The 17,447-nt window shown below is 30.5% G+C and carries 13 protein-coding genes and 1 tRNA gene; 1 reads left to right on the forward strand and 13 read right to left on the reverse strand.

The features are described from left to right. Window positions 1-10: 10 nt before the first annotated feature. From Lupro_RS08325 to folB, 5 genes are all read right to left on the reverse strand, one after another. Window positions 11-1,846 carry a M1 family metallopeptidase gene (locus Lupro_RS08325; protein ID WP_068208609.1) on the reverse strand — a complete coding sequence of 612 codons (1,836 nt, stop codon included), beginning with the start codon at window positions 1,844-1,846 and terminating at the stop codon, window positions 11-13. A 97-nt stretch (window positions 1,847-1,943) separates the two neighbouring features. Next, window positions 1,944-3,593: a S8 family peptidase gene (locus tag Lupro_RS08330; protein ID WP_068208612.1), complete on the reverse strand. Its 1,650-nt coding sequence runs from the start codon at window positions 3,591-3,593 to the stop codon at window positions 1,944-1,946. 13 nt (window positions 3,594-3,606) lie between these two features. After that, a complete protein-coding gene (locus Lupro_RS08335) occupies window positions 3,607-4,467 on the reverse strand; it encodes an MBL fold metallo-hydrolase (RefSeq protein ID WP_068208615.1) in 861 nt (286 codons plus the stop codon). A 91-nt stretch (window positions 4,468-4,558) separates the two neighbouring features. After that, window positions 4,559-4,629, reverse strand: a tRNA-Cys gene (locus Lupro_RS08340). Between the two features lie 101 nt (window positions 4,630-4,730). Further along, a complete protein-coding gene (gene folB, locus Lupro_RS08345; RefSeq protein ID WP_068208618.1) occupies window positions 4,731-5,105 on the reverse strand; it encodes a dihydroneopterin aldolase in 375 nt (124 codons plus the stop codon). Between the two features lie 153 nt (window positions 5,106-5,258). On the opposite strand from folB, the gene Lupro_RS08350 reads away from it, so the two are divergent. Further along, window positions 5,259-6,932 carry a glutamine--tRNA ligase/YqeY domain fusion protein gene (locus tag Lupro_RS08350; protein WP_068208623.1) on the forward strand — a complete coding sequence of 558 codons (1,674 nt, stop codon included), beginning with the start codon at window positions 5,259-5,261 and terminating at the stop codon, window positions 6,930-6,932. Window positions 6,933-7,213: 281 nt separating this feature from the next. On the opposite strand, the gene Lupro_RS08355 is transcribed toward Lupro_RS08350, so the two are convergent. The 8 genes from Lupro_RS08355 to Lupro_RS08390 all read right to left on the reverse strand — a co-directional run bounded on the left by Lupro_RS08355 (window position 7,214) and on the right by Lupro_RS08390 (window position 17,397). After that, entirely contained in the window at window positions 7,214-8,188 is a 975-nt protein-coding gene (locus Lupro_RS08355; RefSeq protein WP_068208624.1) for a DUF4837 family protein, read from the reverse strand. A gap of 1 nt (window position 8,189) precedes the next feature. Continuing rightward, window positions 8,190-9,734: a lytic transglycosylase domain-containing protein gene (locus Lupro_RS08360; RefSeq protein WP_068208625.1), complete on the reverse strand. Its 1,545-nt coding sequence runs from the start codon at window positions 9,732-9,734 to the stop codon at window positions 8,190-8,192. A gap of 6 nt (window positions 9,735-9,740) precedes the next feature. Beyond that, complete coding sequence (locus Lupro_RS08365) at window positions 9,741-10,691, reverse strand: OmpA family protein (RefSeq protein ID WP_068208626.1); 951 nt, start codon at window positions 10,689-10,691, stop codon at window positions 9,741-9,743. Window positions 10,692-10,711: 20 nt separating this feature from the next. Next, on the reverse strand, window positions 10,712-11,470 hold the full coding sequence (locus tag Lupro_RS08370) for an exodeoxyribonuclease III (protein WP_068208630.1): 759 nt from the start codon (window positions 11,468-11,470) through the stop codon (window positions 10,712-10,714). Window positions 11,471-11,472: 2 nt separating this feature from the next. Next, window positions 11,473-13,236 carry an AMP-binding protein gene (locus Lupro_RS08375; RefSeq protein WP_082703885.1) on the reverse strand — a complete coding sequence of 588 codons (1,764 nt, stop codon included), beginning with the start codon at window positions 13,234-13,236 and terminating at the stop codon, window positions 11,473-11,475. 69 nt (window positions 13,237-13,305) lie between these two features. Next, window positions 13,306-15,600 (reverse strand): transglycosylase domain-containing protein, encoded by a 2,295-nt coding sequence (locus Lupro_RS08380; protein WP_068208645.1) that lies wholly within the window; start codon window positions 15,598-15,600, stop codon window positions 13,306-13,308. Beyond that, window positions 15,597-16,100, reverse strand: a complete 504-nt coding sequence (locus Lupro_RS08385; RefSeq protein ID WP_227807433.1) for a gliding motility lipoprotein GldH — start codon at window positions 16,098-16,100, stop codon at window positions 15,597-15,599. Before Lupro_RS08385 ends, Lupro_RS08380 begins: the two co-directional genes overlap by 4 nt. Beyond that, complete coding sequence (locus Lupro_RS08390; protein WP_068208648.1) at window positions 16,084-17,397, reverse strand: PSP1 domain-containing protein; 1,314 nt, start codon at window positions 17,395-17,397, stop codon at window positions 16,084-16,086. The genes Lupro_RS08385 and Lupro_RS08390 overlap by 17 nt, the downstream gene beginning before the upstream one ends. Between the last annotated feature and the right edge of the window lie 50 nt (window positions 17,398-17,447).

The following is a 17,447-nucleotide window of genomic DNA, read 5'->3' on the forward strand; positions in this document are numbered from 1 at the left end:
TTTTTTAGTTTTACTCTTTTTCAAATTTATTATTACTTCTATCAATATCTGCCATTAATTGAGATGGATCTATTTCAACCGTTTTAATTTCTTTTAAAGCAGAAAAAGTATATGTTGGATGTGCCCAAGCCCAATTTTTTAAGATGGTATTATTTGTTGGTTTATAACCAAACATCATTCTTAAAGGAATGGTAAATTTTTCTAAAGTTCCATCAACATAAGTTACAGAAACATCAACTGGCATTGGCATTGTACCAACTCTTGCTAGCGTTATATTTTTACCTTCTACATTAGCAATTGCATAATCAATAGTATGCATAGTTTCAATCCATTCATTTAAATACCAGCCTAATTGTAATCCTGACACCTTTTCGGCCACTCTTTTAATATCATTAGGCGTTGGGTGCTTAAATTTAAAGTCATTAAAATATTTTTTAATAGTTTGCTTTACATTTTTTTCTCCAATAATATAATTTAGTTGTGTTAAAAACATGCTCCCTTTTGTATAACTGCCAATACTAAATGCTGCATTTGTATTAAACCTATCTGCATGAGTGGTTAGAGGCTCTTGAATTCCTGATTTAACCGAGTAAAAATACCCTCTATAATTTCTTGAAGATGGCTTTCCATCTCCTCCTCTTAAAATTTTATTTGAAGCCATCGATGATATATAACTTGTAAACCCTTCATCCATCCATGAATATTCACTTTCATTGGTTGCTAAAACTTGCTGAAACCATTCGTGTGCTAATTCGTGAAATATTGTCCCTGCAATACTATCAAATGTTTCACCTCCTGCAACTAATGTACACATTGCGTATTCCATACCTCCATCTCCTCCTTGAATTACAGAATATTGTTTCCAAGGGTATTCACCTATATTTTTATTGTAATATTCCATAGCTTTTGCAGTATATGGTTGAATTTTCTTCCAAGCTTTAGTATATTTTTCATCATTTTTATATAAAAAATGGAGAGTAACTCCATTATCCATTTTTAAAATATCATGAATGTAATTTGGATCTGCTGCCCAAGTAAAATCATGTACGTTTGGCGCAATAAAATGCCATGCTAATTTTTCTCCATTTGTAACTTTAAGTTTTTGTGTGTTATTTTCATATCCATGTCCTATTTCTTGTGGATTTTGGAGATACCCTGTGCCTCCAACTGTATATTTTCTATCTATATGGATGGTTACATCAAAATTACCCCAAACGCCATGGAATTCTCTTGCAATATAAGCATCGGCATGCCATCCTTCAAAATCATATTCAGCCATTTTAGGGTACCATTGTGCCATAGATAACGCTACCCCATCTTTATTGTTTCTTCCAGCTCTTCTAATATGCACTGGCAATTGACCTTTAAAAACCATGTCAAAAGTTACTTTTTCTCCTGGCTTTACTGGCTCATTTAACATAACTTCTAAAACTGTACCTATTACTTTGTATTGTACTTTCTTATTATTTTGCATTAATGAAAGTACTTTTAAATACCCTATTTCATTTGGTTTTAATTTTGCAATTCTACTTTCGTATTTTGGGTTTTCAGCAGTGCCAATATTATTTACCATTCTTCTATCTGGATCAACAATTTCTTGTAATCGAGCATCCATTTCACTATTTGGTTGAAATGCATTATAGTATAAATGATAGAATACTTTATTTAATACATCAGGAGAGTTATTTGTATATACCAACTTCTGAGTTCCGTTGTATTGATAATTTTCAACATCTATATCTACATCCATTTTATAATCAACTTTTTGTTGCCAATAAGAAGTGTTATTTTGTGCAAATGAAATAATTGAACTAATTGAGAATAGAAAAATAAGTACTTTATTCATGGTATTCAGTTTTTAAGTTTGCAATATAAACATAACTCTATCAAACAAAAAAACACACTCGATAATGAGTGTGTTTTTTAACAGAAAATTATAATTTTTATCTTTTATTTACCATTCTATCGGCTAAAACCAATGCATTATAAGCATTTACAATTCTTCCTGTAACTGACAATGTTGAAAAGTCAACCAATTCAGGTTCTTGTCCTCTACTTGTTGGTTTAAATACTTTCATATTTAGTTTTGTTCCTGAATTCATGATAATGTGTTTAACTTGGCTTGCAGATAATTGAGGATAATAAGATCTAATTAATGCAGCTACACCCGCTGTTTCTGGCGATGCCATAGATGTTCCACTATACTTCGCATAACTGTTTTGAGGTATGGTAGAATATATTTGAACACCAGGCGCAAATATATCTACATTTTTTTGCCCATAATTACTAAACGTTGCTGGTAACTTTTCGTTATAATTAACACTTATTGCTCCAACGGTTAAAACATTATCAGCAAATTCATTAATTTTATCCGAAGAATCATTTGGCCAGTTATCTTTTACATCAATATCTTTATTATCATTTCCTGCGGCATGTACTAATAAAACATCATGTTTCTCAGCATATTTTATGGCATCAAAAACCCAATTTCTATAAGGAGAAAAACTTTTTCCAAAACTCATATTTATAACTTTAGCTCCATTATCAACCGCGTATCTAATAGCTAAAGCAACATCTTTATCGCGTTCATCACCATCAGGAACAGCTCTTACAGACATTAATTTCACATTATTTACAACGCCATCCATACCTACACCATTATTACGTGTGGCTAAAATAATACCTGAAACATGTGTTCCATGAGATTCATCTTCAACAGAACCTATTACATATGGGTTTCCGTAATTGGTATCATTAATATCAGTAGGATTATCACCAACAATAGCTCTTCCGTTAAAATCAAAATCGAAATTTTTATTTTTCTTTTGAGTTTCATAATATTCTAAATATGCTTTTTCATCTAAACCTCTTAACATTAAACCCAAAATATCACCTATTTGAGCTTGTAATTTTTGGTCTTCAGTTTTAATAGCTTGTAAATCTTCTATTGTAAAACTATTTTTCCCCAAGAATTTTTTAATAGCTGCAAAGTTTTCGCCTATTTGAACTAAACGATTCATTGTTTTAAAATGTTTGCTAGAAGAAGCCTCGTATGCTTTTAAGTATTTTTGATATTTTTCAAACTCTACTTTTTCATCATCACTAATATCGTCAATTGTTTTTCCTTCAAAACGAGGATTCAATTTTGCAACAATACGTGTAATTTCTAATTGTTCAGGAGCAGCTACCCCGTTACCTCCTAAAAAGTTCCATCCGTGTATATCATCAACATAACCATTTTTATCATCATCAATTTTATTTCCTGCAATTTCCTTAGGGTTTGTCCAAACTTCATCTTTTAAATCCTCATGCTCAATATCAATTCCTGAATCAATTACTGCTACAACAATAGGTGTACCTGTTTTACCTTCTAAAAATTTATATGCCTTATCTAAACTAATTCCAGGTATAGTATCCGTTACTAAATCAGCATGTGCCCATTGATTAAATTGTTCTTCACTTATTGCGCCTTTTTTTGGCTCAATATTCACAGTTGTATCCATAGTTGGTACTTCTAAATTTTTTATAGAACCACAACTAACTAAGGTAACAGTTGCAAGAACCGCTACAAACATTGGTTTAAATATTCTCATTTCTATTTATTATTTAATTAAATACTTCGCTAAATTTATATGTTTTGTCTAATCGAATCCCTTTTTCAGTTTGTTTTACTGTACACAATTCATTTGTTGCATCATGCTCAAAAAACAAAAAATAGTTATTGTTGGCTGCCTCATTTAAAAACTTTGATTTTTCATCCATTGTTAATAATGGACGCGTATCATACCCCATAACGTATGGTAGTGGAATGTGTCCAACAGTAGGTAATAAATCTGCTACAAATACAATTGTTTTTCCTTTGTATTGAATATGGGGTATCATTTGTTTTTCGGTATGTCCATCGGCAAATAAGATATCAAATCCGAGTACTGTATCTGTTGCAAAATTACCAGAAGGAATATCTAAAAAGTTTAACTGTCCACTTGCTTCAATAGGATTGATATTTTCTTTTAAAAAAGAAGCTTTTTCTCTTGGATTAGGTTCTGTAGCCCATTTCCAATGGTTTTTGTTGCTCCAAAATTTTGCATTTTTAAACGCGGGTTCATAACCTGTATGATTTTTATTCCATTGAATACTTCCTCCACAGTGATCAAAATGTAAATGTGTTAAAAATATATCGGTAATATCATCTCTATGAAAACCATGTTTAGCCAACGAAGCGTCTAAAGAAAAGTCTCCAAACATATAATAATAACTAAAAAACTTATCTGATTGTTTATTGCCAACACCGGTATCTATTAAAATAAGCCTGTTACCATCTTCAATAAGCATGGTTCTTAGGCTCATATCAATTAAATTATTGCTATCAGCAGGATTTGTTCGCTGCCATAAAACTTTAGGTACCACTCCAAACATTGCCCCGCCATCTAGCTTAAAGTTTCCTGTTTCAATAGGGTAAATTTTCATATACAAACTTATACGTGCAAAGATACATGATTTTATACTTAAGAAAGTGTTAAAGAAAAGCAAAAACCTAAGTTCTCACTTAGGTTTTTTGAGGCATCGAGCGGATTCGAACCGCTGTAGGAGCTTTTGCAGAGCCCAGCCTAGCCACTCGGCCACGACGCCTTATTTGGATTGCAAATTTACGTATTTTTAATTTGTTGGCAAGTATTTTTTAAATTATTGTAACCTCATTTTATACTTAAACTCTTTTCTGTAATAATATTTTATATGTTTAGCTTTTTACTTCTGCTTTTACTCATCTCAATGGTTACCATTGAAACATTACCGCCAATTGGAGGATTTAATTTTGAAACTGCTACATTCGCTTTTTTTACTAGAGGTATTTCAACCAAAATTCTGTTTAAAATACGTTTAGCTACTTCTTCTAACAATTTAGAACGAATGGCCATTTCTTGTTTTACTATTTTATTTAAATATACATAATCAACTGTATCTATAAGGTTATCTGTTTGTGCTGACTTTGATAAATCTGCCTTTACAGATACATCTACTCGATAATCTGAACCTATTTTCCCTTCCTCAACCAAACAACCATGATAGGCATAAATTCTAATATTTTTTATTTTTATTATTCCCATATTAAAATATTTTAAACAAAGGTAAGTTGTTTTATTATTTAAATGTAACCGATGTTGTTTTTAAAAATTCTTGACACTTAAGTAATGACAACTATTTTATAGTTGTATTGCAAAAAAAAATCAATAATTTTACAGCTTATTAGTTTTAGCATTATGAATGAAGAAAAAAAGTCTCTAAATTTTTTAGAACAAATTATTGAAGAAGATTTAGCAAATGGTTTACCGAAAGAAAAACTGCGTTTTAGGTTTCCTCCTGAACCAAATGGATATTTACATATTGGTCATGCAGCATCAATTTGCTTAAACTTTGGATTGGGTTTAAAATATAATGCGCCTGTAAATTTACGCTTTGATGATACAAACCCAGCTAAAGAAGAACAAGAATATGTTGACGCTATTAAACACGATATTAATTGGCTAGGTTTCAAATGGGATAAAGAACTCTATTCTTCTAATTATTTTCAACAATTGTATGATTGGGCAGTTCTATTAATTAAGGAAGGAAAAGCGTATGTTGATAATCAAACTTCTGAAGAAATGGCAATTCAAAAAGGAGCGCCAACCGAAGTGGGAACCAATAGCCCAAATAGAGATAGATCTATTGAAGAAAATTTAGATTTATTCTTACAAATGAAAAATGGGGAACTCGCTGAAGGTTCTCACGTACTTCGTGCAAAAATTGATATGAAACATGTAAATATGCATATGCGAGACCCTATTATGTATCGAATTTTAAAAAAAGAACATCATAGAACAGGAAAAAATTGGTGTATTTACCCAATGTATGATTGGACGCACGGAGAATCAGATTATATTGAACAAATTTCACATTCCATCTGTACTTTAGAATTTAAAAGCCATAGAGATTTATACGATTGGTATTTAGACCAAGTTTGCGACCCAGCAAAATTACGACCAAAACAACGTGAGTTTGCTCGTAGAAATTTAAGTTATACTGTTATGAGTAAACGTAAATTATTGCAATTGGTTGAAGAAGGTATTGTTACCGGTTGGGATGATCCACGTATGCCTACAATTTCTGGATTACGAAGAAGAGGTTACACGCCAACATCTATTCGGAATTTTAGTGATACTGCAGGGATTTCAAAAAGAGACAATGTAACTGACGTGGCTTTATTAGAATATTGTATTAAAGACGACTTAAATAAAACTGCTCCGCGTGTAATGGCTGTTTTAAACCCCGTAAAAATTGTAATTACTAATTACCCTGAAGGAAAAGAGGAATTTTTAGAAGCTAATTATAATGATTATGAAGAAGGTTTTGGTAGTAGATCTGTCCCTTTTTCTCGTGAAATATATATTGAAAAAGAAGATTTTAGAGAAGAAGCTAATAAAAAATTCTTCCGATTAAAATTAGGCAAAGAGGTAAGGCTTAAAAATGCATATATTATTAAAGCTGAAAGCTGTTTGAAAGATGAAAATGGTGAGGTTACTGAAATTTACTGTACGTATGATGTAGACAGTAAAAGTGGTAGTGGTACTGAAGCAAGTAAACGAAAAGTTAAAGGTACATTACATTGGGTTTCTATTAAACATGCCATAAAAACTGAAGTTAGAATTTATGATAGGTTGTTTACAGATGAAGCTCCTGACGGACATAAAGATATTGACTTTAAGGAATTTATAAATCCTAATTCTTTACAAATAATTGAAGCTTTTGTTGAACCAAGTTTAAAAAGTGCTTCTGTTTTAGATAGATTCCAATTTCAGCGCTTAGGTTATTTTTGTGTAGATAAAGATACCACTAAAAGTAATTTAGTTTTTAATAGAACTGTTCCTCTGCGTGACAAATGGACAAAGAAGTAAAATAGCTAAAAAAATTAAACCTTTGTGGTTTAAACCAGTCTTATAACTAAACCCTTAAATTATATAGTTATGAGAACTACTTTTTTATTTATACTTTCTTTGTTTTTTATCTTTACATTAACATCATGTGTAACTACTGTAAGAACAAGACCAACAAACGTTGTATTTATTAAAAAAATACCAAGAGCACACAAAATAGTATATATAAACGGACACCAATACTACAAATGGAATGGCAAGCATTATACCAAAACCCCTAGGGGATATGTTGTCGTTCGCTTTTAGTTTATTTTTAAGGTTTTTAAAATAGCTTCTAGCTCAAACATATAATCACGCTTATTAATTGAAGGTGCGTATGTTAACCCTTCAACAACAACTAATCTATTATTTGGTTTATCTACAACTGTATAGCTTAAAAAAGGACCTGCCATATATACTCCTTTCACTTCCCATTTCCCTCTAGTTTCAAATGCTTTTTTGCCATCTAATGTTACTTCAAAAATATGTGGTGTATATGCTTTTTCAGTAATCATGTATGAATTTTCAATCTCTCCTGGCATATATTTTTTACCTATTGCATCTCTAATTGCCACAATATTATTTCCGTTTTCATCATCTTCTGATGTAATTGGTACTGTATAAGAAATTAACTCCATACTATTTCCTCCAAATAAATGATAACGATACCAAATAAAATCACCATTATCTTCAACTTTATTGTATGTGCGAGGTATTTTTAGCGAATATCCTTGCTTTTCAAATGTTTTAATTTTTGATGGATCCCAATATTTTTTAAGAATTTTTCTTTGAATTGCTCTTAAGTCCGATTTTTTAAACTCTAAAATAATTTTTTTACTGTTTTTTTGAATTTCATTTATCAGTTCTTTTTCACTTTTACCAATAATAGTAATTATTTTTTGTGGTGAAGCATAAACATCTGTACTTATAGTAAACGAATTTTTATCGGCAACACCTATTTTTAATACACTTCTACTTGCCTTAAACATCCTTCCAAAACTTTCTGGTGGTACTTGCGAAACTTCAAATTGTGGTTCTGGTTGAGGTAAACCTACTACCGGCTCTGCAATAATTTTACGCAATTCATCACCCAATTTCCCTTGCCATTCACTATTTTTCATTACTACAAGTAAATTGTTTATTCTACCATTTGCCTCTTTTAATACTTTTTGATTATTCCCTGAATTACAGGAAATTATAAAAGAAACTATCACTAAAAGAATTCCTACTTTTTTCATCTTATTTTTTAAATATTTTTAATTTGGTTCCTGGTTTTAAGTTTTTAACACTCCAAATATTGTTCCAATCTTTAATATCTTGTACTGAAACATTTGCAAACTTTTGAGCAATTAACCACAGCGAATCTCCAGATTTTACAATATACGTATTAAATTTACCTTTAGGAAATGATTTTTTTTGTGTTTTTTTTGCTGATTTCGAACTAGAACTAGAAACAATATTTAATTTTCTTGGGTAAATTGTTAATCGTTGTCCAATACGCAACCGCGTGCTTCTTAAATTATTCCAACGCTTAATTTTTGAAACTGTAACACCAAATTTTTCAGCTATTCTTCCCAAATAATCACCACTTCTAACTCGGTATCTTATTCTATCGTTCATTTCAAAATACTTTGGCAACGGCTTTTCTCTTTTTGCCTCTTCAGCATTTGCAAAAGCATAAATTTGCTGTTCATTACTCACAAAATTCCCAATATCTTTTACAGGTAAAGTAAGTGTATAATTTTTCCCTTTTATATACGGAATAATATCTAACTTATACTGTGGGTTTAGAAACTGAAGTACTTCAATATCAACATTTAACGTTTCATAAATTTGTTCAAAAGTTAATTGTCCTTTTATTTGAACTGTATCGGTTTCAAAATAATTTATAGCACTTTCTTTAGCTTTTATATTGTGTTCTTTGGCATATTCAAAAATATACAATGTAGCGTAAAATGCAGGCACGTATCCTGCCGTTTCTCGTGGTAAATTATGTCTAATATTCCAATAATTTGTACTTCCTCCAGAGCGTCTTATTGCTTTTGTTACATTTCCAGGGCCTGAATTATATGCTGCCAAAGCTAAATCCCAATCTCCAAATATTTTATATAAACTTGCTAAATATTTACATGCAGCTTCTGTTGCTCGATAAGGATCTGAACGTTCATCAACATACGAACTTACATTTAATCCAAATTGTTTACCCGTTTGATACATAAATTGCCACAAGCCGGTTGCTCCAACTCTTGAGCGAGCCCTTGGTTTTAACGCTGATTCTACAATTGCTAAGTATTTAATTTCTAACGGAACATCATATTTATCTAGCTGTTCTTCAAACATTGGAAAGTAAAAACGGGCTCTGTCCATTAAAGCTGAGAAAGCTGATTTTCGTCTTTTTAAATACGTTCTTATAACCTGTTCCAAATTTTTATTGTATTCAATATGAAATGGTGTTTTGCTATCTAAAATTTTCAGCCTTTCTTTTAATAATTCTGTTGGTAATTCTTCTAATTCTGTAAGTAAAATTTCATCATCTTTTAACACATAGGTTATGGTGTCATATAGTGGTGATTTTATCAATTCATTCAACCATAAACTATCTATTAATGTTGCTTCTTTAAATGTTTTAAATGTTGTAGAATCTGTTTTTTTAGAAAATAGCGTGTCTGAAGTTGAAAATAATTCTTTTGTATCCTCAATTTCTTGAACTTTTAAAGTATCTGTTTTTGTTTGAGAAAAACCAAGACTAAAACAAAACAAGCTTATATATATTAATTTATTCATTAATTATTATTCGTTTAAAAGTTTTGAAATTTCATCAAAATTTGGTGCTAAAATAATTTCAATTCTTCTGTTTTTAGCTTTCCCTTCTGCTGTTTTATTAGTGCTAATTGGCATAAATTTACTTCTTCCTGCCGCAGTAATTTGAGTTGGATTTACATGGTTATTTTCTAAAATTCTAACAATTGCTGTTGCTCGTTTTACTGATAAATCCCAGTTGTCAATTAGTGTGTTTCCCTTATATGGAACATCATCTGTATGTCCTTCAATTAACACTTGAATATCTTTATTTTTTGACAATACACTTGCTAATTGTTCAACTGCTTTTTTACCTTGAACCCCTACAGCCCAACTACCTGAATTAAATAGCAATTTGTTTTCCATAGAGACATAAATCTTTCCATTTTTACGAACTACCGTTAATCCTTTTCCTTCAAAATTGTGTAATGCATTTGAAATTGCATTTTTTAATTGCTGCATTTTAGCTTCTTTTGCATCTATTAATCTTTGAAGTTCATCAATTTGTTTAGCACGTAAATTTAATTCTTTTTGTAATTTTTCTAATCGATTACTTTCTATCGTTAATTTCTTTCCTTTTTCTTCAAGTTGAGCTAACAACTCTTTATTTTTTTTAGATTGTGCTGCTAATTTTTTTGAACTTTGAGCTGAAAGTAGTTCGTAGGATTCATCTAAATTATTGTATTTATTTTGAAGAGAAGTATATTCATTATCTAAAATCTCTTTCTGAGTTGAAAGTTCAGCATATGCTGTTTCTAACTTCTCTAAAGTTTCTTCGAGCTGTTTTTTTGAAGCAACTAAATTATCTTTTTCTTTAATTACTGTTCTGTTTAAATCCTGTAGTTTACTATATTTTGTGTCTAATTCTTGATATAATTTTTTAGAAACACACGAATTTAAGGCAATTGAAATAACGAATAAAACTATTATTTTTTTCAACATTGTACTATTATATTTTTTAATTAATCTATTTCAACAACTATCGGGCAATGGTCTGAGTGTTTGGCTTCTGGCAAAATATAAGCTCTTTTAATTCTCTCTTTCATTGGCTCACTTACCATATTGTAGTCTATTCTCCAACCTTTGTTATTGTTTCTTGCATTAGCTCTATAACTCCACCAAGAATAATTATACGGTTCTTTGTTTAAATGACGAAACGAATCTATAAAACCACTCGCTATAAATTTACCTATCCATTCTCTTTCAATAGGTAAAAATCCTGAAACACCTTTCATTTTAGGGTTATGAATATCTATTTCTTCATGGCAAATATTGTAATCTCCACAAATAATAAGATTAGGAATTTCATTTTTTAAATCATTTATATATTGCTGAAATTCAGCCATATAATTCAGTTTAAATTCTAAGCGTGCATCATTAGTTCCTGATGGTAAATACAAGCTCATTACTGAAAAATCGTTAAAATCTACACGTAAATTTCTTCCTTCAAAATCCATTGTTTCAATTCCTGTGCCATACTCAATATGTTTGGGTTTTATTTTAGATAAAATAGCAACACTACTATATCCTTTTTTTTGTGCAGAAAACCAATAGTGAAATGGATATCCAGCTTCTTCAAACAAACTTAAATCTAATTGTTCTTTGTGTGCTTTTGTTTCTTGAATACAAACAACATCAGGATTTGCAGCTGTTAACCATTCAATAAATCCCTTTTTTAAAGCTGCTCTTATTCCGTTTACGTTGTATGATATTATTTTCACAATTATGTTTTATGCTGTTCGTACAAATCTCTTAATTTTCTTCGCATCACTTTATTAGATGCTGTTCTGGGTAATACTTCAATTTTAACTAATTCTGTTACTTTAAATAATGGATTTAATTGTTTTCTGATACTATTTTTAGCTTGATTATAACGTTCTTCATTAGAAAATTCCACAGTACTTTCTACGTAATAAACCATTAACAAACTTGGTCCGCCTCCTTTAGGTGAAACGGCTATTGCAGCAGATTCTTTCACAAATGACAATGTATTAATAATGGCTTCTATTTGAGTAGAACTAACTTTTATTCCGCCCAAATTCATGGCGTCATCAACGCGACCTTGCGCTTTATAATACCCATTTTTAAGTTGCTCCATTTGATCTCCGTGCCTACGTAACGTTTTTCCTTCAAAAGTTGGAGTATTTTTATAATACACCTCAAAATGATTGCTATTTAAAAGATTGGTTGACAAACCCATAATTGGAGGAATTAAAAATACTTCACCTTTGGTTGATTTATTGTTGTTTTCATCTAACAATACAAATTCACCACCTAAAGTCTGTGTTGAAAACGTACTTGCTATATTGGGTTGTACTACGGTGCTTGTTACATAACCTCCACCAATTTCAGTACCTCCACAATATTCAATAGCGGGTTTATTATTCGCTAATTGCATTAAGTATTCCATTTCTAAAGGGTTTGAAACTTCTCCTGTTGAACTAAAACATTTAATAGCATTCCAATCGTACTTTTCCATACACTTAGAACTTTTCCAATACTTTACAAAACTTGGAATAACGCCTAACATAGTTACTTTTGCATTTTGCACAAATTCACCAAACTCATTATCTGTTGGTGTTCCGTAATACAATGCTATTGTTGCTTTGTTTATTAATGCTGCAAAAACCAACCAAGGCCCCATCATCCAACCTAAATTAGTTGGCCAACAAACCACATTGTTTTTATGAATATCTTGATGATAGTATCCGTCACTTGCTCCTTTTATTGGCGTTGTATGTGTCCAAGGAATTGCTTTTGGCTCTCCTGTTGTACCAGATGAAAACAAAATGGTAATAATATCATCTGGGTTTTGAATTATTGTTTTAAAATTCGTTTTTAAACTTAAAAAGTTCTCAAAATATATATCTTTATTTCTTAAATTGATTTTTTTATCTGATACTTTTAAAATAACTGCTTTTGGAGCATTAGCCTCCACAACTTTTTGAAAAAGAGGCAATTCTTTTCCTGCTCTTTGCAATACATCTTGTGTGAAAATTACTTTAGGATTTGTAATTTTTAAACGTACTGCTATTTCGTTTGATGTAAAACTATCTGCAATGGTAACTATTGGCATTCCTGCCTTAATTCCTGCTAAATAAATAGCAACAGCTTCAACAGTCATTGGCATGTCAATCGCAATTTTATCACCTTGCTTTAAACCTAATTCAACCAAGCCATTTGCAATTTGGTTTACTAAATTTAGAAATTCTTTTTGAGTGACTTTTTGAAGCTCTTTTCCTTCTTCTTGAAAAACCACTGCTATTGCATTATCACTATTTTGAAAACAAGAATCTACAATATTAAATTTAGCGTTTTTTAACCATTCTGGATTTTCAACACCTTTTGAAATATCTAAAATTGAAGTGAATTTTTGTGCTAGTTTAATTCCTAAATTTTGTACTGTTGTTTCCCAAAAAACCTCTTTATTGACAACTGACCATTTCCAGAAATCTGAATAATTATCAAAACCATATTGTTGCATCATTTTATAAATGTTGCTTTGTTTACTGCTTTTTTTCGATGGTTTCCAAAAAGGTTTCACAATTATTTTATATTAAAATTCTGGATCTTCATCTATTGTGTTTTTCAAATTTTCATCTACATCAGTTGTATCATCACAATTAACATCAATACTTAAGTTTTCGGGTTTTTCAAATTCTTCTTGACTTATGTTCAAACTTTTATCTGCATATAACTTTTTATAATACAATGCCCAAATTGGTAAAGCCATGGAAGCTCCTTGTCCTTTCGTTATACCGGCAAAGTGAGTAGATCTATCTTCACCTCCTACCCAAACTCCTGTTGCTAAATTAGGGACTATACCCATAAACCAGCCATCTGATTGATTTTGGGTTGTTCCTGTTTTACCAGCAATTGGATTTGTAAATTCATACGGATACCCTGTAGCTATATTATCAGGATATTTTGCCCATTTTGTACGCAAACGAACTCCTGAACCCGCTTCAGTTACACCTTCTAATAAATTAATTACAACATAGGCCGATTCTTCACTTAAAACTTCTTTAGATTTTGGTATAAACTGTTCTAAAACAGTACCATTTTTATCTTCAATTTTCTGTAGCATCATAGGTTCTACTCTTAGGCCTTTATTCGCAAAAGTTGTATAAGCACCCACCATTTCATACAACGATAAATCAACAGAGCCTAATGCTATAGCTGGTACTTCAAGAATATCACTTTCTATACCGGCACTTTTTGCTAAACTCACTACATTTTTTGGATTTACCATATCAATCAACTTTGCGGTAATTACATTTACTGAGCCAGCTAATGCTTGTTTTAACGTTAATTCTCCTCCATATTTTCCTCCTGAATTTACAGGAGTCCAATCTTCAGGCATTCCATATTTTTCTTTTGGAATTGTATAAGGTGTATTTGGAAACTTGTCGCAAGGAGATAAATTTAACTGATTAATAGCTGTTGCATATACAAATGGTTTAAAAGTAGATCCTACTTGTCTTTTTTGTTGTTTAACTGCATCAAATTGAAAATGTTTATAATTAATACCTCCAACCCAAGCTTTTATATGACCAGATTGTGGTTCTATAGATAATAACCCTGATCTTAAAAAATATTTATAATAGCGAATAGAATCTTTTGGTGACATAATTGTGTCTATATCTCCTTTCCAAGAAAAAACTTTCATTTCGTATTTTTTATCAAATGAAGCTTTTATTTCTTTAACTGAAGCTCCACTTCTTTTCATTCGTTTCCAACGATTAGAACGCTTCATAGCCCGTTCAATAGTATTTGTAATTTGCTTTTTATCTAAATCATAAAAAGGAGCCGTTCTGTTGTGCTTTTGTTCTTTAAAAAATACTCTTTGTAAATTAGACATGTGTTCTTTCATAGCTTCTTCAGCATATTTTTGCATACGAGAATCTATGGTTACATAAATTTTAAGTCCGTCACGGTGCAAATTATAAAAAGTACCATCAGGTTTTGGATTCCTTTTTATCCATTTTTTCATGAAATCTCGTAGGTATTCACGAAAATAGGTTGCGTAACCGTCGCTATGACCTTCTCTATTTACATTTAATTCCAAATCTAATTTTTGAAGAGAGTCTTTTTGTACTTCGGAAATAAAATGATTTTTGAACATTTGATGTAAAACCACATTTCTACGGTTTTTAACCAGTTTTTTTCTTGATTGTCTTAAAGGGTTGAAATACGAAGCATTTTTTAACATCCCTACCAACATTGCTGATTCAGGTATTGTTAATTCTTTAGGTTCTTTTCCAAAATAAATACGGGATGCAGATCTAATTCCCACTGCTTGATTTAAAAAATCGTATTTATTAAGATACATTGCTAAAATTTCTTGTTTGGTATATTGCTTTTCTAAACGAATGGCAATTACATATTCTTTAACTTTTTGAAGGATTCTTTCGGGTAAATTTTTAGATCCTTCTCCATGGAATAATAGTTTTGCTAGCTGTTGAGTAATGGTGCTACCTCCTCCATCTCTTCCCATTTTTAAAATGGCTCTAAAAGTTGCTTTAAAATCTATTCCAGAATGCTCATAAAACCGCTCGTCTTCTGTTGAAATTAAGGCATTTACTAAGTTTTTAGGTAAGTCTTTATACTTAACTGGAGTTCTATTTTCTTTAAAATATTTACCCAACGTTTTTCCATCAATTGAAATAACTTCTGAGGCTAAATTATGTTCAGGGTTTTCTAGCTCTTCAAAGGTTGGAAGCATTCCAAAAACACCCCAAGAAGCTAATAAAAAAAGGAATATTAGTGTTAAAACACCTCCTAAAACACTAAACCAAAACCATTTTACATATTTTGAGAATTGATTATTAGTCATTTCTTTTTTCTTCATTTTTTCACTTTTTCAATTCTTAAACCTACATCTGTTATCCCATTTAAAGGGTTTTTGCCTTCAATATCTTTAGAACTTCTAGTTGCTTGATAAATCGCAAATTTATAATCTCCTTTTTCATAAAATACTACATTTTCTTTATAAAAAAGTTTATTTTCTTTAATATCTGTAAACCCTTGTCCTAACCAATTTCCATACGAATCTGTCATTTCATACTCTAATGTGTCAATTACTTGATTTCCACTAGGGAATTCCATTTTTGTAATTAAAAACAATGAGCTAAATTCATAGTTCTTGTTGTTTCTAATATTAATAAACACATTATTTAAAGAAATAGTATCTTTATTACTAACAATAAAATTAATTGCATTTTCTGAATACCATTGATGATTTTCAATAGGTTTATACTTGTCATAAACCACATTTGAATTACACGATAGTACTAAAAATATACCTGAGTATAAACTTATATTTTTAATTATTTTAATTGCTATTTTCACTTCTTTTTGGAGGTCTTCTTTTTTTATTTTTACGTGTTCTATTTTCCGTACTATTCGAATTTTTACTTTGATTATTTGCCGTTGATTTTTGCTGATTATGAGTTGGCTTTCTCGTTTGGTTACGTTGTTTTACCTGAGCTACGTTTTTTTGCTTATTTTGAGAATTTTTGTTTCTGTTTTTGTTTTTTCTTTTCTTTTTTCTTTTTGGAATATCAAATCTGGTTAAACTATCTTGCCCAACTACATTTTCAAATTTATCAATTGTTTCTTCAATTAAATCTAATTCATATTCTTCTAACGAATGTACTGTTTCATTATTTTTATTTGCTTCAATAATTTCATTAACTTGTTCAAGTGTTAGTTTATACCATTTACTTCTATTTTCTTTGTAAGTATACCAAAATACTCTCTTAAAAATATCCATTTTAATAAAAGTAGCTTCTCCTTTTTCTGTTTTCAAAACAACATCTGATTTAGGAAAATCAGTTAATGCATCTAGATAAGTATCTAATTCATAATTTAAACAGCACTTTAATTTACCACACTGACCAGCTAGTTTTTGAGGATTTAATGATAATTGTTGATAGCGTGCTGCGGAAGTACTTACATTTCGTAAATCTATTAACCATGTTGAGCAACATAATTCCCTGCCACAAGAGCCAATTCCTCCTAGTCTAGCTGCTTCTTGCCTTAAGCCAACTTGTTTCATTTCAACTCTAATACTAAAAGCACTTGCTAAATCTCTAATTAATTGTCTAAAATCAACCCGCTCATCAGCTGTGTAATAAAATGTGGCTTTATTTCCATCTCCTTGATATTCAACATCTGAAAGCTTCATTTTTAATCCCAGTCTACCTAAAATTTCTCTTCCCCTGTATTGTGTATCATATTCTTTACCTCTAGCCAATTTCCAAATATCAATATCTTTTTGAGTAGCTTTTCTATAAACTTTTTTAATTTCCTCACTATCAACATTTAATCCTTTTCTTTTTAGTTGAATTTTAATTAATTCTCCTGAAAGAGAAACGGTTCCAATATCATGACCTGGATTTCCTTCAACAGCAATAATATCTCCTATTGAAATTTTTAAATTATCAACATTTCTGTAAAAATGTTTACGTCCATTTTTAAAACGCACTTCAACAATATTAACTGGTTTTTGACCTGCTGGTAATGACATATTTCCAAGCCAGTCAAAAACTGTTAATTTTTCACAATCTCCTGTAGCACAATTACCATTACTTTTACAACCTTTTGGTACTGTATTTATATCTGAAGAGCAACTATTACAGCTCATATATTCTTAAATTTATTTGAGTTACGTAAAATTTATTTTTTAAATTTTAC

The organism is Lutibacter profundi, from assembly GCF_001543325.1.
Lineage (GTDB): Bacteria > Bacteroidota > Bacteroidia > Flavobacteriales > Flavobacteriaceae > Lutibacter > Lutibacter profundi.